General features: G+C 41.3%; 14 protein-coding genes. 4 read left to right on the plus strand and 10 right to left on the minus strand.

Features of this window, described 5'->3' with window-relative positions:
* Positions 1-164: 164 nt before the first annotated feature.
* The 3 genes from ABJE44_RS11050 to ABJE44_RS11060 all read right to left on the minus strand — a co-directional run bounded on the left by ABJE44_RS11050 (position 165) and on the right by ABJE44_RS11060 (position 3,325).
* Positions 165-2,159: a RecQ family ATP-dependent DNA helicase gene (locus ABJE44_RS11050; protein WP_348111101.1), complete on the minus strand. Its 1,995-nt coding sequence runs from the start codon at positions 2,157-2,159 to the stop codon at positions 165-167.
* Positions 2,160-2,227: 68 nt separating this feature from the next.
* On the minus strand, positions 2,228-2,467 hold the full coding sequence (locus tag ABJE44_RS11055) for a DUF2164 domain-containing protein (protein ID WP_348111102.1): 240 nt from the start codon (positions 2,465-2,467) through the stop codon (positions 2,228-2,230).
* 63 nt (positions 2,468-2,530) lie between these two features.
* On the minus strand, positions 2,531-3,325 hold the full coding sequence (locus tag ABJE44_RS11060) for a hypothetical protein (RefSeq protein ID WP_348111103.1): 795 nt from the start codon (positions 3,323-3,325) through the stop codon (positions 2,531-2,533).
* A gap of 110 nt (positions 3,326-3,435) precedes the next feature.
* Between ABJE44_RS11060 and ABJE44_RS11065 the strand changes: the two genes are divergently transcribed.
* Positions 3,436-4,800 carry a glycoside hydrolase family 2 TIM barrel-domain containing protein gene (locus ABJE44_RS11065; RefSeq protein ID WP_348111104.1) on the plus strand — a complete coding sequence of 455 codons (1,365 nt, stop codon included), beginning with the start codon at positions 3,436-3,438 and terminating at the stop codon, positions 4,798-4,800.
* A 71-nt stretch (positions 4,801-4,871) separates the two neighbouring features.
* Positions 4,872-5,243, plus strand: coding sequence for a DUF2750 domain-containing protein (locus ABJE44_RS11070; protein WP_348111105.1), 372 nt, complete (start codon positions 4,872-4,874; stop codon positions 5,241-5,243).
* A gap of 105 nt (positions 5,244-5,348) precedes the next feature.
* Here the strand turns inward: ABJE44_RS11070 and ABJE44_RS11075 are convergent, their stop codons facing one another.
* Positions 5,349-5,993: a UPF0149 family protein gene (locus ABJE44_RS11075; RefSeq protein ID WP_348111106.1), complete on the minus strand. Its 645-nt coding sequence runs from the start codon at positions 5,991-5,993 to the stop codon at positions 5,349-5,351.
* Positions 5,994-6,146: 153 nt separating this feature from the next.
* On the opposite strand from ABJE44_RS11075, the gene ABJE44_RS11080 reads away from it, so the two are divergent.
* The gene (locus ABJE44_RS11080; RefSeq protein ID WP_348111107.1) at positions 6,147-8,363 is read left to right on the plus strand and encodes a TonB-dependent receptor; all 2,217 of its coding nucleotides are present in this window, start codon (positions 6,147-6,149) and stop codon (positions 8,361-8,363) included.
* A gap of 71 nt (positions 8,364-8,434) precedes the next feature.
* Here the strand turns inward: ABJE44_RS11080 and ABJE44_RS11085 are convergent, their stop codons facing one another.
* The 4 genes from ABJE44_RS11085 to ABJE44_RS11100 form a co-directional block, all read right to left on the minus strand.
* Entirely contained in the window at positions 8,435-9,565 is a 1,131-nt protein-coding gene (locus ABJE44_RS11085) for a PatB family C-S lyase (protein ID WP_348111108.1), read from the minus strand.
* A 60-nt stretch (positions 9,566-9,625) separates the two neighbouring features.
* Entirely contained in the window at positions 9,626-10,012 is a 387-nt protein-coding gene (locus ABJE44_RS11090) for a response regulator (RefSeq protein WP_348111109.1), read from the minus strand.
* 118 nt (positions 10,013-10,130) lie between these two features.
* Complete coding sequence (locus ABJE44_RS11095; RefSeq protein WP_348111110.1) at positions 10,131-11,696, minus strand: SulP family inorganic anion transporter; 1,566 nt, start codon at positions 11,694-11,696, stop codon at positions 10,131-10,133.
* 154 nt (positions 11,697-11,850) lie between these two features.
* The gene (locus ABJE44_RS11100; RefSeq protein WP_133471382.1) at positions 11,851-12,471 is read right to left on the minus strand and encodes an FKBP-type peptidyl-prolyl cis-trans isomerase; all 621 of its coding nucleotides are present in this window, start codon (positions 12,469-12,471) and stop codon (positions 11,851-11,853) included.
* 181 nt (positions 12,472-12,652) lie between these two features.
* Here ABJE44_RS11100 and ppc point away from each other — a divergent pair, with 181 nt between their 5' ends.
* Positions 12,653-15,274, plus strand: coding sequence for a phosphoenolpyruvate carboxylase (gene ppc, locus ABJE44_RS11105; RefSeq protein WP_348111111.1), 2,622 nt, complete (start codon positions 12,653-12,655; stop codon positions 15,272-15,274).
* Positions 15,275-15,334: 60 nt separating this feature from the next.
* On the opposite strand, the gene ABJE44_RS11110 is transcribed toward ppc, so the two are convergent.
* Together ABJE44_RS11110 and ABJE44_RS11115 are read right to left on the minus strand one after the other, a co-directional pair.
* Complete coding sequence (locus ABJE44_RS11110) at positions 15,335-15,826, minus strand: hypothetical protein (RefSeq protein WP_348111112.1); 492 nt, start codon at positions 15,824-15,826, stop codon at positions 15,335-15,337.
* Between the two features lie 156 nt (positions 15,827-15,982).
* Positions 15,983-16,071: hypothetical protein (locus ABJE44_RS11115; RefSeq protein WP_348110577.1), on the minus strand; the 89-nt coding region annotated here is incomplete at its 5' end.

A 16,071-nucleotide genomic window follows, 5' to 3' on the forward strand; every position in this document is an offset into this window, starting at 1 on the left:
GATGAATTTGTGGTTACGCCTTTTGTCGTTTGAGCATTAATTTATTGGATAAATTTAGAACGTACTTTAGTGTGCAACAGAAAAAGCGCCGTTAATTTAAGTGATAATGCTCATCGCTAGATGGGCTGACGGGCTAAAGCCCGACCTACAGGTTCTGTATATTCTTATCTTGTGGGCAAAGCACATTTAAAAGTATTGCCCATAATCTCGTTTACAGCTTGCTTAACATCCCCATAGCAACAATGCTCACAACTCCCAAACCCTAGCACTTGCCTAACCTTTAATCGCGTAAACAGCGGCATGGTCATGGCGGTTAAAAATCGACAATAAATAGACTCAGTTAGTTCTATATCAGTTTTACCCACAAGATGGGTTTTAAGGGCTGCCATAGCTTCTGCAACTTGGGTTTTATCTGGTGTGGTAATGGGTGATGAATATTCAAGCTTAGCGACTCTCCCTAAACATACACTGCAATGACCGCAGTGCTCGGGGGCCTGTTTATCATCAAAATAAGCCGATAAATTAAAGTTTAAGCATTTATCTAATTCAAAAAACCGTACTAATGTGGCGATACGTTTAACTTCTTTAAGTTCGTTTTCGGCAAAGTACTGGGCCAAGTTTTGCGCTAAGTCAGGGGCCAATAATGCTTCTTGATTGACTTCGTACACATCGGTAATTAACCGTGAAGCTAATTCGATATGATTATGTTCATGCAAATATTCTAAAGCCGTGACTACCCTGCTGCGGTCTGCGCCATAGGCTTGGTAAATGTTATCAAAATTCACCACACCCCAGACCTTTTTCATATCGGTATGGGTGAATACGGCATTTAAAAAGTCACCCCGCTCTTTGGAAAATTGACTTAAAATACTGCCCTTGTCTGTGATGAATTTATATTTAAACTCGGCAAAATAAGCATATAGCGGGCGAACAAACTTAGCTAACTCTAATTGCACAAGTAAGGTTTTTAGGGGTAATTGCCGAATATTACTCAAAGTAGACAAACTGTTTATTTGAGTTTCCCACTGAAATTTATCGGCAGCAGAGACGTCTTTACCTTGGGCAGCAATGTCGTCTACCACCCGTTGAATGGCAGACAAATCTGGCGTATCACCGTACACAAAGTTTTCGATTGTTACTAAGCCGTCTAAATTAGCCAATACAGTACAATTAGCAGCTTGCCCGTCTCGGCCACCGCGACCTATTTCTTGGCTGTAGTTTTCAATAGATTTAGGTAAATCGTAGTGCACTACAAAACGTATGTCTGATTTGTCTATCCCCATACCAAAGGCAATGGTAGCCACCACAACTTGCAACTTGTTTTGCATAAAATCTTGCTGAATAGATTGCCTAATATCGCTGTCTAAACCGGCGTGGTAGGCTTTTGCTACGCAGCCATTTTGCTTTAAAAAGCCAGCCACTTGCTCTGCCGTTTGCTGCAATGTTACGTAGACAATTCCTGCGCCTTGTTGCTGCGACACTTGTTGTAATAACGCCTGATTTTTATGGGCTTCAAGCACGGGTATCACATTAAGATTAAGATTAGCCCGATAAAACCCTGTTTGAATAATATCATTAGGGGCAATGGCAAACCTGTTCGCCATATCGTGTTTGACTTTTTTAGTAGCGGTTGCTGTGAGTAATAACACTAAAGGTATGTTTAACTCTTGCTGATAACTGGGTAATTTTAAGTAGTCAGGACGAAAGTTATGGCCCCATTCAGAAATACAGTGGGCTTCGTCAATTACTAACATAGATACTTGAATAGACTCTATAAATTGCCTAAAGCGTTCGTTTTTGAAACGCTCTACCGACACCATTAATATTTTGCATTGACCAGAGCGTACATCGTGCATCACTTGCTTGTTTTGCTCTGCGGTTAAGGTTGAGTCGATACTGGCCGCTGCGATACCTTTGCTGTGTAAAAATTCGAGTTGATCTTTCATTAACGCTAGTAGCGGCGACACCACCAAGGTTAAGTGGGGTAACTGGGTGGCCACAAACTGATAACACAAAGACTTGCCCGACCCAGTAGGAAAAATAGCTAAGGTAGAACGTTGATTTAATAGGCCCTGTACCACTTCTTGTTGACCGGTACGAAAGGATGAAAAACCAAATTGGCTTTGTAATAACTCGGTGTAGTTTAAATTGGGTGTCATTTGCTTGTACCTTCCTTGTTTAGGTTAACTATCCACAACGCAATCAAGGCTAGGTTTGTGAGTAACATTTACGATTTCTCTAACTGATAAATAGCATCGGTAAATGAATCCATTCTTTCTACTAATACTGCCTGAGCATCGTATAGTCCTTGATTATAGTAAAGGCTACCCATTTCTTTAGAAATAAAGTCAATTAAGAAATCAGCATCAAATTGCCCAAGCTCTATATCTAATTCGGTTGACATATACCTCTGTAACTTAGCGATAATTTGTTGTTTTTGTTGAGGTGAAAATTCAATTTTTGACACTGATATTCTCCGAATATATTGAAATAAAAAACAAGTGAGCACTAACTATTATGCAAGCCTTACTTAATCAAGCAGGCTCGCACGGAAGTTAATCATGCTTTGCGGCAACTGTGGGTTTGTTAACGTAAAAAGTGTTCTATCTTTTACATTGAATGTTTCGAGCAGATTATCATGATACTGATTAAAAATTGCCGAGAACCCATCCGTTTTCTGTAAAACATCTAAGCCCTGTTGTATGCGCTTGGCTAACGCTGGCCGTTCTGGGTTGACATAAAACACCAGCGGAAATGGATAATACAGCATTAAAGAGGGTTCTATACTTAAGCCTTCAAGTGGCTCAGCAAATTGTTGATATATGCTTTCGATTTCGTTTACGCCTAAGGCTACGTAATCGCATTCTTTATTTTTAAGACGCATGAACAAATCTTCCAATGCCCCCCGCTCAACGACTGTATAATTGTTGTGCCTAAACAGCGCTACATCGGCCCAGGTATTAGGTATACCAATGCGCTGCTGCTGTAACTGTTCTGGAGTCGTAAAGCTAGCAAACTGCGATAATGAAGCGTCTCTAACTATCAAAAGTCTAAACCCCAACAAACCTTTTGTGAGTGGGCTGGGGATCACTAGCTTGTTGATGCCATCAAATTTACTGTTTCCTGCGACGGTAACCAAGATATCTGCGCCAGTCTCAAAAATACGACCTTCGTCATCGGCATCGGGGTAGTCGGTATTGTCGATGCAAACCTGTGCTGCTGTGTGCTCGTTATCGGTGACAGACAAGCAAGCCTTTAACAAGGCCACTTCATAGTTTTGTCTGGCAACCGATTTGTTGCCATTCCAAAAGTGTATGTTACCCATCCGTTTAATCCTCTTTATAATCCACATGGCCGAATTACGGCTCTTTTCAGTACTTATTTGTTAACAGCTGCCATACAATTTAAAACATATTTTTAACGTTAAGGCTTTCTATGCAATTTACGACTTTTCTATTACCCAGTTTATCAAGATTACTAGTAGTAGTGACCCCGTTATTATTACTGGTTGCGTGTGCAGAGTCCAAGCACACAAACACACCTTCTGTGGTTTCAATCACTAAAAGTGATGGTAAATACTCACTATCTGTAAATGATGCACCATATGATGTGAGAGGGGTAGGCCTAGGATTTAAAAACATACAAAAAGTAGAGGCTTTTAAAGCCGCTGGCGGTAACACATTTAGAACGTGGGGAATGGAGCACATTGATGAAGAGTTGGCGATTGCAGCGCAGCTAGATTTGATGATTGCTGTTGGTATCAGCACTGGCAAAGAGTTGTTGGGATTTGATTACAATGACGAAGCAGCTGTCGCCAAACAATTTAAAGAAGTGACCGCTGCCATAGAGAAATATAAACACCACCCCAATGTTTTAATGTGGGTTATCAACAATGAGCCCAATTTGTTATTTGATGACCAAGGTAAACTAAAAGACGTTAATCCAAAAGTTTACGCTGCCATGGGCGACATCATTGACTATATCCACAAAAACGACCCTAATCACCCAGCAACCTTTAGTTTAGCTGGTGCGAACCCCAAGCACATAAAACAAGTTGTTAAGTACGCACCCAATATCGATATTATTGCCGTACAAACCTATGGTGACTTAATCACATTACCTAAGAGCATTGCACAAAGTGGTGTGGATAAACCTTACATGGTGACTGAGTTTGGTCCGATGGGGCACTGGGAGTTACCCACTACAGCATGGGGCCGCGAAATCGAAGAGCCAAGTGCCGTGAAAGCAGCAGGCATGGCTAAGCGTATGCAAGAGGTTATTTTAGATGACCAAACGGGCAAAATAATTGGGTCATTCGCATTTTTCTGGGGGCAAAAACAAGAGCGTACTCCTACTTGGTACGGTATGTTTAATGAAACTGGTGAGCATACTGCCCGTATTGATGAGCTTACCAAAATGTGGACCGGGCAATACCCTGCTAATCGCGCCCCATTATCGAAAGCCATGACTATTAATGACACGCCAGCGGTTAATAATGTGTACTTAGAACCCGGTCAAACCGCTACCGTGAAAGTACTGGTATCAGACCCTGACAGCGATCCCCTAACCCATGAATGGGTGTTAATGGAAGAAGTACAAGCCCGTAGCCAAGGTGGTCACTTTGAAGCCAAACCAGCTGAACTTGTTTTAGAGATAGTAAAGACAGACGTATACGCAGACTCTGTTGAAATGATATTTAAGGCACCACAACAAGCGGGCGAGTATAGGCTATTTAACTACGCATACGACGGAAATAACAACGTAGGTAATGCAAATATTCCATTTATGGTAAAGAATTAAAAACAACTAGAGACTAGCGCATCACTTTGCTCTAGTCTGCATGTTTTAGAACACGATATTTTGGAATGACTATGTCTAATCCCCCAAGTGAATTTACTAACTTTACCCCAGAACAACGCCTAACTTACTTAGTTAAAGAATGTGTTGCATCCAACCAAGTGTGGATACTGACAGATGAAGACGGCTGCGTCATGTTAAACACTGAAGACGAAGACTGCGCACCTGTATGGCCTAGCGAAGCTACGGCAAAAGCATGGGCCACCGGAGACTGGGAAGCGTGTCAACCTCACGCTATAGACTTAAAAACCTGGCATAGTCGCTGGAGCCAAGGGTTAGAAGACGACGATGTGGCTATTGTGGTGTTTCCAGATGAAAAGGATGAGGGGCTAGTCATGTCAGCTTATGAGTTTGATTTAGAACTAAAAAACCAAGCTAGAAAATGAACACACGCCATACCGTCATCTGGCTACCCCCTTATAAGGGTGACGGTATAGCTTTTAAAGCTTGATGATTGCAACAAATCTCACATTCAATTTTTGTTACAAATATTATTGTTGTTCAAAGGTTTCAAATTGATTAGGTAAAAAGTCCACTAATCGCCCAGACAATCCCACATAAATTTTCATCGACTCTCCAAAAGATTGAAAGATTTTAGGTAGCATATCTTCAAGAGAATCATTACCCCGCTGCTTAGCTTGAGCAACTGCCAAAGGCATATCTGCAAAAGTGGTAAACATATACAAACAATGACTCAAGTCTTTTTGTAGCTTCTGCATTTCTTCTTTTTTAGTCACTTGCATTTTATCCCATGCATGCTGCCACACCGCTTCAAGCTGGCTATGGCCTAACAACATTCCTTGGCACCACAGTGCTAAACTTTTTTGTTCTGAACTACGCCTAACCCCAATACCTGCGGGCAATTGAATAATTTCATCACTCATATCTTTTAATTGATTTTGTAGTAACGCCATCAATAAATCGGTTAATTCATCCGCCTGCTGTGTACTGCTCAGTTGATTACTTTTTTTGATAACCCAAGGTAACCAAATTTCTGGCATGGGGATCTCTGGTGCCGCAGCGGCAGCGAACACGCTCCCTTGAATAAACTCAAAGGGGTGAACCACATCACTCAACTCTGGCGATGCACATAGCGCCCTGAGCTTGGTTTCTACACCTGATTCATTTTTGAACATACACAGTTATTTCTCAAATAGTCATACCCACAATAGACCAGAAGCATGCCGTGAGTGCAACGGTAAATCTACGACTGTGCACCTTAAAAACTCCTTGCATCAAAAATTTCAAGTTATAGTATAACATCACCTAAACAACGAGATTGGTTGCCCATGTCGCACAAACTATCCACTACTTGCACTTTTGTTATGGCCGCCCTGCTCGGAAATACAGCAATAGCTGCAGATAAAGTCATTCAAAAAGACGAAAATGATATCGAAACTCTAATAATTACAGCTAGCCCTTTAGAACGCTCAGTTCTTCAGTCGACTACCCCTGTTACCATTTTGAGTGGCGATGAATTAGAAAAAAACCAAGCCGCCACCTTAGGCGAAACCCTAAAATCAGTGCCGGGTGTAAACAGCACTTACTTTGGACCAGTGTCTAGTAGCCCTATAATTCGAGGCTTAGATGGCCCTAGGGTTAAAGTTGTTCAAAATGGAATGGATAGCTCAGATGCCTCACGAGTAGGCCCAGATCACGTCACAACGAATGAAGCGAGTACGGCCACACAAATCGAAGTGCTCCGCGGTCCATCTACATTATTATTTGGTAGTGGGGCAATTGGTGGTGTCGTTAACGTTGTTGACAATCGCCTACCTAAAACTCGTCAAGATGAAACATCTGGACGTGTAAGTGCATTATACGACTCAGTTTCAAATGAGCGCACAGCCTCTACGGATATCAACGGTGGTTCAGGAAACTTTGCTTGGCATATAGATGCGTTTAAGCGCAAGACCGATGATTATGATGTTCCTGAGTTTGCCCTTGAAGATGGTGACATAGTCGACACCATTGATAACTCAGATATCGATTCAGAAGGTTACACCTTTGGTGCTGGCTGGATTGGTGACGACGTTACTGTGTCATTGGCCTATGGCAGATTAGAAACTGATTATGGTATTCCTGGACACTCTCATGACGATCACGAACATGAGGATGAAGAAGACGAAGACCATGATGACGATGATCATGACGAAGATGAAGATCACGATGAAGAAGAACATGAGGAAGAGGAAGAAGTCTTTGCTCGTATGAAACAAGACCGTTTCCAATCTGTAGTTGATTGGAAAAACCTTTCTGGATTCTTCAACGAACTTCATTGGCACAATACCTACACAGATTACCAACATAGTGAAATCGAAGAAGGTGAAGTAGGGACAACCTTTAAAAATGACACCTTTGAGTCACGACTTTGGGCTAAACATAAAGTGACAAGTGGTTGGGAAGGCGTTGTGGGTCTTCACTATACTGATTCTGAGTTTTCAGCAGAGGGCGAAGAAGCTTTTACTCCTTCAACCGATTCAACTCATACTGCTTTGTTTATTCTTGAAGAAAAAACAGTCGGTGATTTTTTATGGCAGCTAGGTGGTAGGGTTGAAAGAGTTTCTCATAAACCTGATAACGACTTTTTCATCACAAGTGATGTAGATGCCAATTTTAAAGAGCTAACCTATACCGCTAGCAGTGCATCAGCAGGGTTTGTTTACAGTGTAAGTGACAATCAGTCTCTTGCTGTGAACTATGCATTTTCTGAACGCGCTCCTTCATCGGCTGAGATATTCTCAAACGGCTTACATATCAGTACCTCTACCTTTGAAGTGGGCGCTGGCTATGATTTGGTTATTGACGATAGCGATCCTGATGATGTTGAGTTTACTGTTGTGCAATCTAGTGAAGCGGTTGATAAAGAAATCTCTAACAACCTAGATATTACCTACAGAGTTCAAGGTGACAACTTACAAGCCAACTTCAGTGTGTTCTATAACCAAGTGGATAACTACTTGTTTCAACAAAACACTGGATTGGAATTCCACGATCATGAAGAAGAAGACCATGATGAAGAAGAGCACGATGAGGAAGAAGGCACAGCGGTTTATGCGTTCAATCAACAAGATGCAGTAATTTACGGATTTGAAGCAGATGTTGATTGGCACTTTAGTGAAAACTTACGTTTAAGTGGTTTCACAGACTTCACCCGTGCCAAATTAACCGATAGTGATGACGGTAACGATAACTTACCTAGGATCCCGCCGATGAGAGTGGGTGCCGAATTACATTGGGAACAAGATAATTGGCATGCAGAGTTTGGCGCGACTCATTATGCTAAACAAGATAAAATCGCCGACTTTGAAACGGAAACAGATGGCTACACCATAGTTTCTGCCTCGTTTAATTATTACTTACCTTTGGGTGACAATGATTTAACGCTTTACGTTAAAGGTAATAATTTAACTGATGAGTTGGGTAAGGTTCACAGTTCATTTATTAAAGATGTCGCCCCTTTACCAGGTCGTTCATTTGTTGTGGGTGCTAAATACAACTTTTAGTGTGCCCGATTAGAGCTTAAACAAAAAAGGCTTAACCTTAGGGTTAAGCCTTTTTTATATCTATGTAAACCTTAACGAGTTAACAGTTCAATAGCTTTTTCTAGTTGCTCTCGAGGGCAACCAAAGTTAATGCGCACAAAATTCTTATCACCAAAATCAATACCCGGTGACGGGCCAATACCTTTATCTTCAAAGTACTTTTGAGGGTTATCTACTCCTAGTCCACTAGCATCTATCCAAGCTAAAAACGTAGCTTGAGGAGTGAGTAATTTAAGTCCATCTATTTTGGCAATTTCAGCGGCTAGATAATCTCTGTTACCACGTAAATACGTGAGTAAGTCTTGTCGCCAATCTTCACATTCTGTAAAGGCAGCCTGAGTCGCGCTAAGGCCCATCACATTGACCCAAGGCACTAACCCCTGTGCAGCTTGATTAAAGCTTTTTCGTGTTTTGGCATCTTCAATAATAGCAAATGACGTCCCTAGCCCCGCAACATTAAAGGTTTTACTGGCGGCCATTAAGGTAATCGCTTTGCCTTTAAAGGCTTCTAGCTTTCCTGCTGGGATATGCTTGGCATGTTCATCTAGAATAATATCGCAATGAATTTCATCAGAACAAAGCATGACATTGTTTTGAACACAAATGTCACTAATACGTTGTAACTCTGCTGCTGATAGAACCGTACCAACCGGATTCATGGGGTTGCACACGATAAACAGTTTACATTTAGGATCAGCAGCTTGTTTTTCAAGGTCTTCAAAATCAATAGTCCAGCGGTCATCTATGGCAACGGTACCAATGTCGACTCTTTCTAAGCCATGAAGCTTAGGGGCGGCTATTAATGGCGGATAATTGGGGGTTTGTACCATAACCTTGTCACCAGGCTCACAAAAAGCCTTACAGACAACATTAAAAGCAGGTACAACGCCTGGAGTCCAAACAATCCAGTCAGCAGAAATATTCCAATCATACTGCTGAGCCATCCACTTAACGACAGCCTCGTTTGCAGGAGCATGATGGGCAGGTAGGGTGTACCCCATCAAACCGTGCTCTGTGCGCTCTTTTAATGTGTTAAGAATAGCTGGGGCGCATCTGAATTCAGTGTCTGCGATCCACATAGGTAATATATCTCGGCCTTTGTACTTTTCCCACTTGTAGGCGTAACTAGGAGATCTATCAATAATTTTATCAAATTGGTGCATGGATATGTTCACTTAAAATGTTAATAATTTCGCTGATACAGGTTTCTAAACACTCGCTATTTAAGCTTCTGCATCGCGGATTAGGCGTTCAACTTTTGTAATAAAGTCATAGCTGTGGAAGGGTTTGGCAACAAAGTCTGATGCACCTAGTCGCATAGAGTCAACCACTAAATCTTTGGTGGCATTTGCAGTTAACATTAGAAAGGGGCACTGGGGACTCTTTTCTCGTAATCCAGACAAAATATCTAAACCACTGACTTCGGGCATTAACCAATCACATATAACTAGCGATATATTATCTATGTTGTCACTGTTAATGAAAGACAATGCTTCTCTACTATTCGAATAACTAATAATTTTACCTGATATCAGCTCTTCTAAAATAACGTTAATTAATTCTAACGTGACAGTGTCGTCATCTATGATTAATACGTTGCAGTCGTACACACATTCATCCTTTATTTACCTGTCTATGAAGTTTGATACATAATCTCTGTAAATAATAGGTCAATTTAACTTTGGTAAATAAAAAGCCCAGGATGACCTGGGCTTTTTACGTAAATATTTAACCTAACTTATTAGACGCAACATGATAGCGAGGGTCTTCATTTAAGTTCATCTCTACATATTTCTGAGCTTTGGTCATCAACTGACGGCACTCTGGGCTGATATGTCTAATGTGAAGCTTTTTACCTACCTCCTGATACTTACCAGCTAAGCTATCAATGGCATCTACTCCCGAAGAATCCCACACTCGTGATTCTTTGAAATCAATCACCACATCTTGAGGGTCATTTTGAGGGTCGAACAACTCTTTAAAATGTAAAACAGAACCAAAAAATAGTGGCCCGTCTAGTTCGTAAACCTTCCAACCATCTTCATCATTATGGGTACGAGCATTAATATGAGTCGCGTGTTTCCAAGCAAACACTAAGGCTGACACAATTACACCTACAATGACCGCTATGGCTAAATCAGCAATAACAGTTACCGCCGTCACTAGAAACAGTACAAAAGCATCTTCTTTGTTAACACCCCGGATAATTTTAAATGAAGCCCACTCAAATGTTCCTATCACTACGATAAACATCACGCCAACTAAGGCCGCTAATGGGATCATTTCAATCAATGGGGCTGCAAATAAGATAAAGCCAAGTAATACAAGAGCTGCAGTAATACCTGATAGGCGACCACGACCACCTGAGTTAATGTTAATCATGCTTTGGCCAATCATGGCACAACCGCCCATTCCTCCAAAAAATCCATTTACTGTATTGGCTAAGCCTTGGCCCATACATTCTCTGTTACCTTGACCACGGGTATCTGTCATTTCGTCAATCAAAGATAGTGTCAGCAAAGATTCAATTAAGCCGATTAGGGCAATGATCACCGCTGTTGGCAAAATGATATATAAGGTTTCAAAGGTGAATGGCACCATAGGAATAGCAAAACTCGGTAATTCGCCGGCTAATGTTGCTGCAGCTTTTTGGTCTTCTGGCAACATGTCACGCACAAAGTCGATTACGGTTCTGGCTTCTAAATCTAACACTTGTACTAATACCGTCACGCCCACAATGGCCACAAGAGAAGCGGGTACCGCAGTGGTTAATTTTGGCAAAAAGAAAATAATTGCCATCGTTAATAAAACCAAACCAAGCATGATGTATAGCATCTCGCCTTGCATCCATACTAGGTTGCCAAGCGAGTCGAAAATTTTAAATTGCCCTAACTGAGCAAGGAAGATAACAATGGCGAGTCCGTTTACAAACCCTAACATTACTGGGTAAGGAACTAAGCGGATAAACTTCCCTAACTTAAAGATACCAGCAACTATTTGTAATAAGCCTGCCAGCAAAACAGCGGCAAACAAATATTGAATACCATGTTGTGCCACTAATGCCACCATAACAACGGCCGTAGCACCTGTGGCACCGGAAATCATACCCGGCCTACCGCCAGCGATAGAGGTAATTAACCCCATCATAAACGCCGCATATAAACCTACCATGGGCTCAACACCAGCGACAAAAGCAAAGGCAACCGCCTCTGGTACCAACGCTAAGGCAACTGTGATCCCTGACAATACGTCATTTTTCACAGTACCGTCTTTACTGGTAATCAAATTAAACATCTTACTTTCCGTTATCAGGGTTATAAAATTAAAGACGCGCAGATTACCAGAATTTATAAAAAAGTTCTTTTAACAGATTGTTAAATAACAAATAAAAAGCATAAAAAAAGGCCGGATAACCGACCTTTTTTAAACCAATTTTAAATGATTAGCACTATGCAACTATATCTAACAACTCAACATCGAAAACTAAAGTACTGTGTGGACCGATTGCTCCACCGGCACCCTGCTCGCCATAGGCTAGCTCAGCAGGTACATGTAATTTCAATTTAGTACCCACTTTCATGAACTGAAGTGCTTCAGTCCAACCTTTAATCACACCATTTACTGGGAATTCAGCAGGCTGACCACGGTCGTAAGAGCTATCGAAAACCGTACCGTCTAAAAGTGTACCGTGATAATGAGTTCGTACTGTTGAAGTTAATGCAGGTACATCGCCTTCGCCTTGAGTGATCACTTCGTATTGAAGGCCACTGTCTGTCACAGTCACTTCGTCACGTTTAGCGTTTTCAGCTAGGTATGCTTCACCTTCAGCAATGACTCCAGCAAATTGCTCTGCTTTAGCAGCTTGCATACGCTCATGAATTTCATTAAAAGCAACACGTAAAGTGTCATTATCAACTTGCGCGGCTTTTTTCTCAAAAGCATCGGCTAAACCAGCTTGAACAGCTGAGATATCTAAACCTTCAAAAGGATTTGCAGCTAACTGCTCGCCCATTTGTAAACCAATTCCGTAACTCGCCTGTGTTTCTACTGTAGAAAATTTATCTGACACTTTAACTCCTATCTCGCCCCCCTCAGTCATCTTGAATTGAGAGAATGGCACTTAACTTTAAAAAAGGGGAGTATATCGGTAAACGTCACTAAAAAGTATATTTTAGAGCGTAATTGCTTAGACAAATAGTTTACATATCAGTATCGTATAATTTGGTTTTTAATCAGTAAAGGAGACGAGTGTGTCACAAGTTTTAGATTCTCAATTAACAGGAACAGTCCGAAACCTAGGGGCTGTGTTGGGCGACACTATTCGTGAACAGCTTGGCGAGCATTGGTTAGACAGAATTGAAGCAGTGCGAAAAGATGGGCGAAAAGCTCACCAAGGCGACGAAGACGCAGCTAAACGAGTAAAACAACTTTTTACTGAATTAAAAAATGATGAACTTCTCACTGTTGGTCGAGCCTTCTCACAATTCCTCAATCTAGCGAATATTGCAGAACAAGAATTTAACAGCAACAACGACTCAAACGACCCCATTGATACTCTATTTAATCATTTAGATGAAGCGGGTATCCAAGCAGACACATTTGAAAAAGCACTTGATCATTTAAATATTGAATTAGTTTTGACTGCTCACCCCACTGAAGTGACACGTAGAACACTGATTCACAAACATAGCGAACTTGCTAAGTGCTTGAGTAAAGTCCATCAAAGTGAAATCACTGATACCCACAGAGATAAAATAGAAACGCGCATAGCTGAATTAATTAGCCAAGCTTGGCATACTGAAGAAATTCGTACTATTCGCCCTACTCCCGTTGATGAAGCTCGTTGGGGGTTTTCGGTAATAGAAAATTCATTATGGGAAGCCGTTCCAGACTTTATTCGAGAATTAGATAAACGCTTTGTTGATAAATTTGATTTGTCCATTCCCTTAGACGTGGCCCCTGTAAAGTTTGGGTCATGGATGGGTGGTGACAGAGACGGCAACCCTTTTGTTACTTCTAAAGTAACAGAGCAAGTGCTACTTTTAGCCCGCAAGCGCGCTGCAAAACTCTTTGCTAAAGATATAGACTTTTTACAAGTTGAATTATCAATGAGCGACTGTGATGACGCCCTTAGATCTCGAGTAGGTGATGAACTTGAACCTTATCGTGCATTACTAAGACCTCTGCTAGACAAGCTTCTGAACACCCATGAGGGCATTACTGAAAAGCTTAAAGGTAACAACGTAGATACCAGTGATTGGATTAGTGATAAAGAAGAGTTACTTGCTCCTTTAATGGCTTGTTATCAATCTCTACAAGCTTGTGGCATGACAGTTATTGCCCAAGGGCATTTGCAAGACACTATCCGTAGAGTGCATTGTTTTGGCGTGCATTTACTTAAACTAGATGTTCGTCAAGACTCAGAAAGACACTCAGATGTATTTTCTGAACTTACTCGTTATTTAGGTTTGGGTGACTATGGCCAGTGGAGTGAAGAAGACAAGCAAGCTTTCTTACTTAAGGAGTTAGGCTCTAAACGCCCACTATTCCCATCAACATGGCAACCTAGCGAAGATGTGCAAGAGGTTATAGACACTTGTAAAGTCATTTCCCAGAATGGCAAAGATGGTTTTGGCATTTATATTATTTCTATGGCTAGCCTTCCTTCTGATGTGCTTAGCGTAAATTTGTTACTCAAAGAGTTAGGTGTAACTTGGGCAATGCCGGTCGCTCCTTTATTTGAAACCCTAGACGATCTAAATGCTGCAGCTAGCGTAACGAAAAAACTGTTCTCTATTGATTGGTATCGTGGATACATTCAGGGTAAGCAACACATTATGATTGGGTATTCTGATTCTGCTAAAGATGCCGGTGCAATGGCTGCTGGTTGGGCCCAATATGAATCACAAGAAGCACTTGTTGCCTTAGCTGAAGAAAATGATATCGAGCTAACCTTGTTCCACGGCCGTGGAGGCACCATTGGTCGAGGCGGATTACCCGCACATGCCGCAATACTTTCACAACCCCCAGGTTCACTGACAGGCGGCTTTAGAGTTACTGAGCAGGGCGAAACAATTCGTTATAAATTTGGTATGCCTATTTTAGCGCAGCGTAGCTTAGCCCTATACGCTAGCGCAATACTGGAAGCGCTAATTCTTCCACCTCCAGCGCCAGAACAAGAATGGCGAGAAGCCATTACAAAAATGGCCGCTGATGGCCGTGACAACTACCGTCAAATAGTCAGACACGATGAAAATTTTGTACCTTACTTCCGCGTTGCGACACCTGAGCAAGAACTAGGTAAATTACCCTTAGGAAGTCGCCCAGCCAAACGTAAGCCAACAGGAGGTATTGAAAGTCTCCGTGCCATCCCGTGGATATTTGCATGGGCACAAACCCGTATGGTTTTACCCTCTTGGTTAGGAACCATGAAAGCAGTGCAAACTTCATTAGACGCAGGTAAAGGAGATACCATAAAAGACATGCTAGATAACTGGCCGTTTTTCTACTCAAGATTATCTATGTTAGATATGGTATTTGCCAAAGCTGCCCCAAATATCAGCAAAGAGTATGATGATAATTTAGTCCCAGAAAAACTTAGACACTTTGGAGACGCATTACGCTCTGAGTTACAACTCAGCATAGATTTATTGCTAGAGTTGCTAGATCAGAAAGCAGTAATGGAAAGCGATCCAAAAGGAACAGTTTCTATGAATATTCGGGCTGGCTACCTTCAGCCGTTACATTACCTTCAGATTGAATTGTTGAAGCGTATTAGGTTACTAAGTGATGACGAGCACGACGCTACGTTAGAGCGTGCCATGATGGTGACTATTGCAGGTATTGCAGTAGGTATGAGAAACACTGGGTAAATCTAATAAACTCTTATTGCCAAGGACGGCATAAAGAGCTGCAATTAGTAAAAGTAAGATTTACAGGTTATCCCACCCCCAATCAAAATCTGGTAAACACGCTCCTTTTTGTAACATGCAATAGTCTGGTTTACTCATGGCAGTGGCCACCGTTCGAAATTGCGCTTTAAGTTTTATCGCTTTGACATTTAACAGGTCAAACCTAATATCTGCCTGTTCAGAAAAGTCTATATCTCTAATATCGTTTAATTTAGACGTGGCATCATAATATTCAATGGCATAAGTAATTAACTTATTTTGAACGAACAACATCTTCTTACTTACTAAATGCGTACATATTCCTTGATTAATAATTATCTCACTAAAACCCTGCTCAGTATGAGTATCAGCTTCATAAGCTAATAGCTTACAACTCTTTAGGTATTGTTTTAATAGGGCTAAGTAATGTAGTGAAATTTCAGGCTTAACTTGGGCCAGAAGCAACCCAAGCTCATCTGCCAACTCTTCAACGAGCATTTCAAGAGTAACTAACTGACGTTGTAAACTAGGCAATGGTTACCCCATAAAGTAAGGTTGAGTATGGTATTAATAATATCTAATATTTAGTAATTGAAAACAATTACCTATTAACAATCACATTGTTGTTATTAAATCTAAGGCAATAAAAAAGGCCACCTAAGTGACCTTTTTTCAATCAATAACTAAATATTAGTCAAGGATTTTAGCAACAACACCCGCACCTACAGTACGGCCACCTTCACGGATTGCGAAGCGTAAACCTTCGTCCATCGCGATTG

Origin of the sequence: Paraglaciecola sp. (assembly GCF_039942875.1) — a bacterium.
Classification (GTDB): domain Bacteria; phylum Pseudomonadota; class Gammaproteobacteria; order Enterobacterales; family Alteromonadaceae; genus Paraglaciecola.

Coding starts and splice junctions, on each gene's coding strand:
- ABJE44_RS11075 (WP_348111106.1), bottom strand. CDS start 5,993: ATGTTCAAAAATGAATCAGGTGTAGAAACCAAGCTCAGGGCGCTATGT.
- ABJE44_RS11095 (WP_348111110.1), bottom strand. CDS start 11,696: ATGTTTAATTTGATTACCAGTAAAGACGGTACTGTGAAAAATGACGTA.
- ABJE44_RS11070 (WP_348111105.1), top strand. CDS start 4,872: ATGTCTAATCCCCCAAGTGAATTTACTAACTTTACCCCAGAACAACGC.
- ABJE44_RS11080 (WP_348111107.1), top strand. CDS start 6,147: ATGTCGCACAAACTATCCACTACTTGCACTTTTGTTATGGCCGCCCTG.
- ABJE44_RS11050 (WP_348111101.1), bottom strand. CDS start 2,159: ATGACACCCAATTTAAACTACACCGAGTTATTACAAAGCCAATTTGGT.
- ABJE44_RS11060 (WP_348111103.1), bottom strand. CDS start 3,325: ATGGGTAACATACACTTTTGGAATGGCAACAAATCGGTTGCCAGACAA.
- ABJE44_RS11065 (WP_348111104.1), top strand. CDS start 3,436: ATGCAATTTACGACTTTTCTATTACCCAGTTTATCAAGATTACTAGTA.
- ABJE44_RS11085 (WP_348111108.1), bottom strand. CDS start 9,565: ATGCACCAATTTGATAAAATTATTGATAGATCTCCTAGTTACGCCTAC.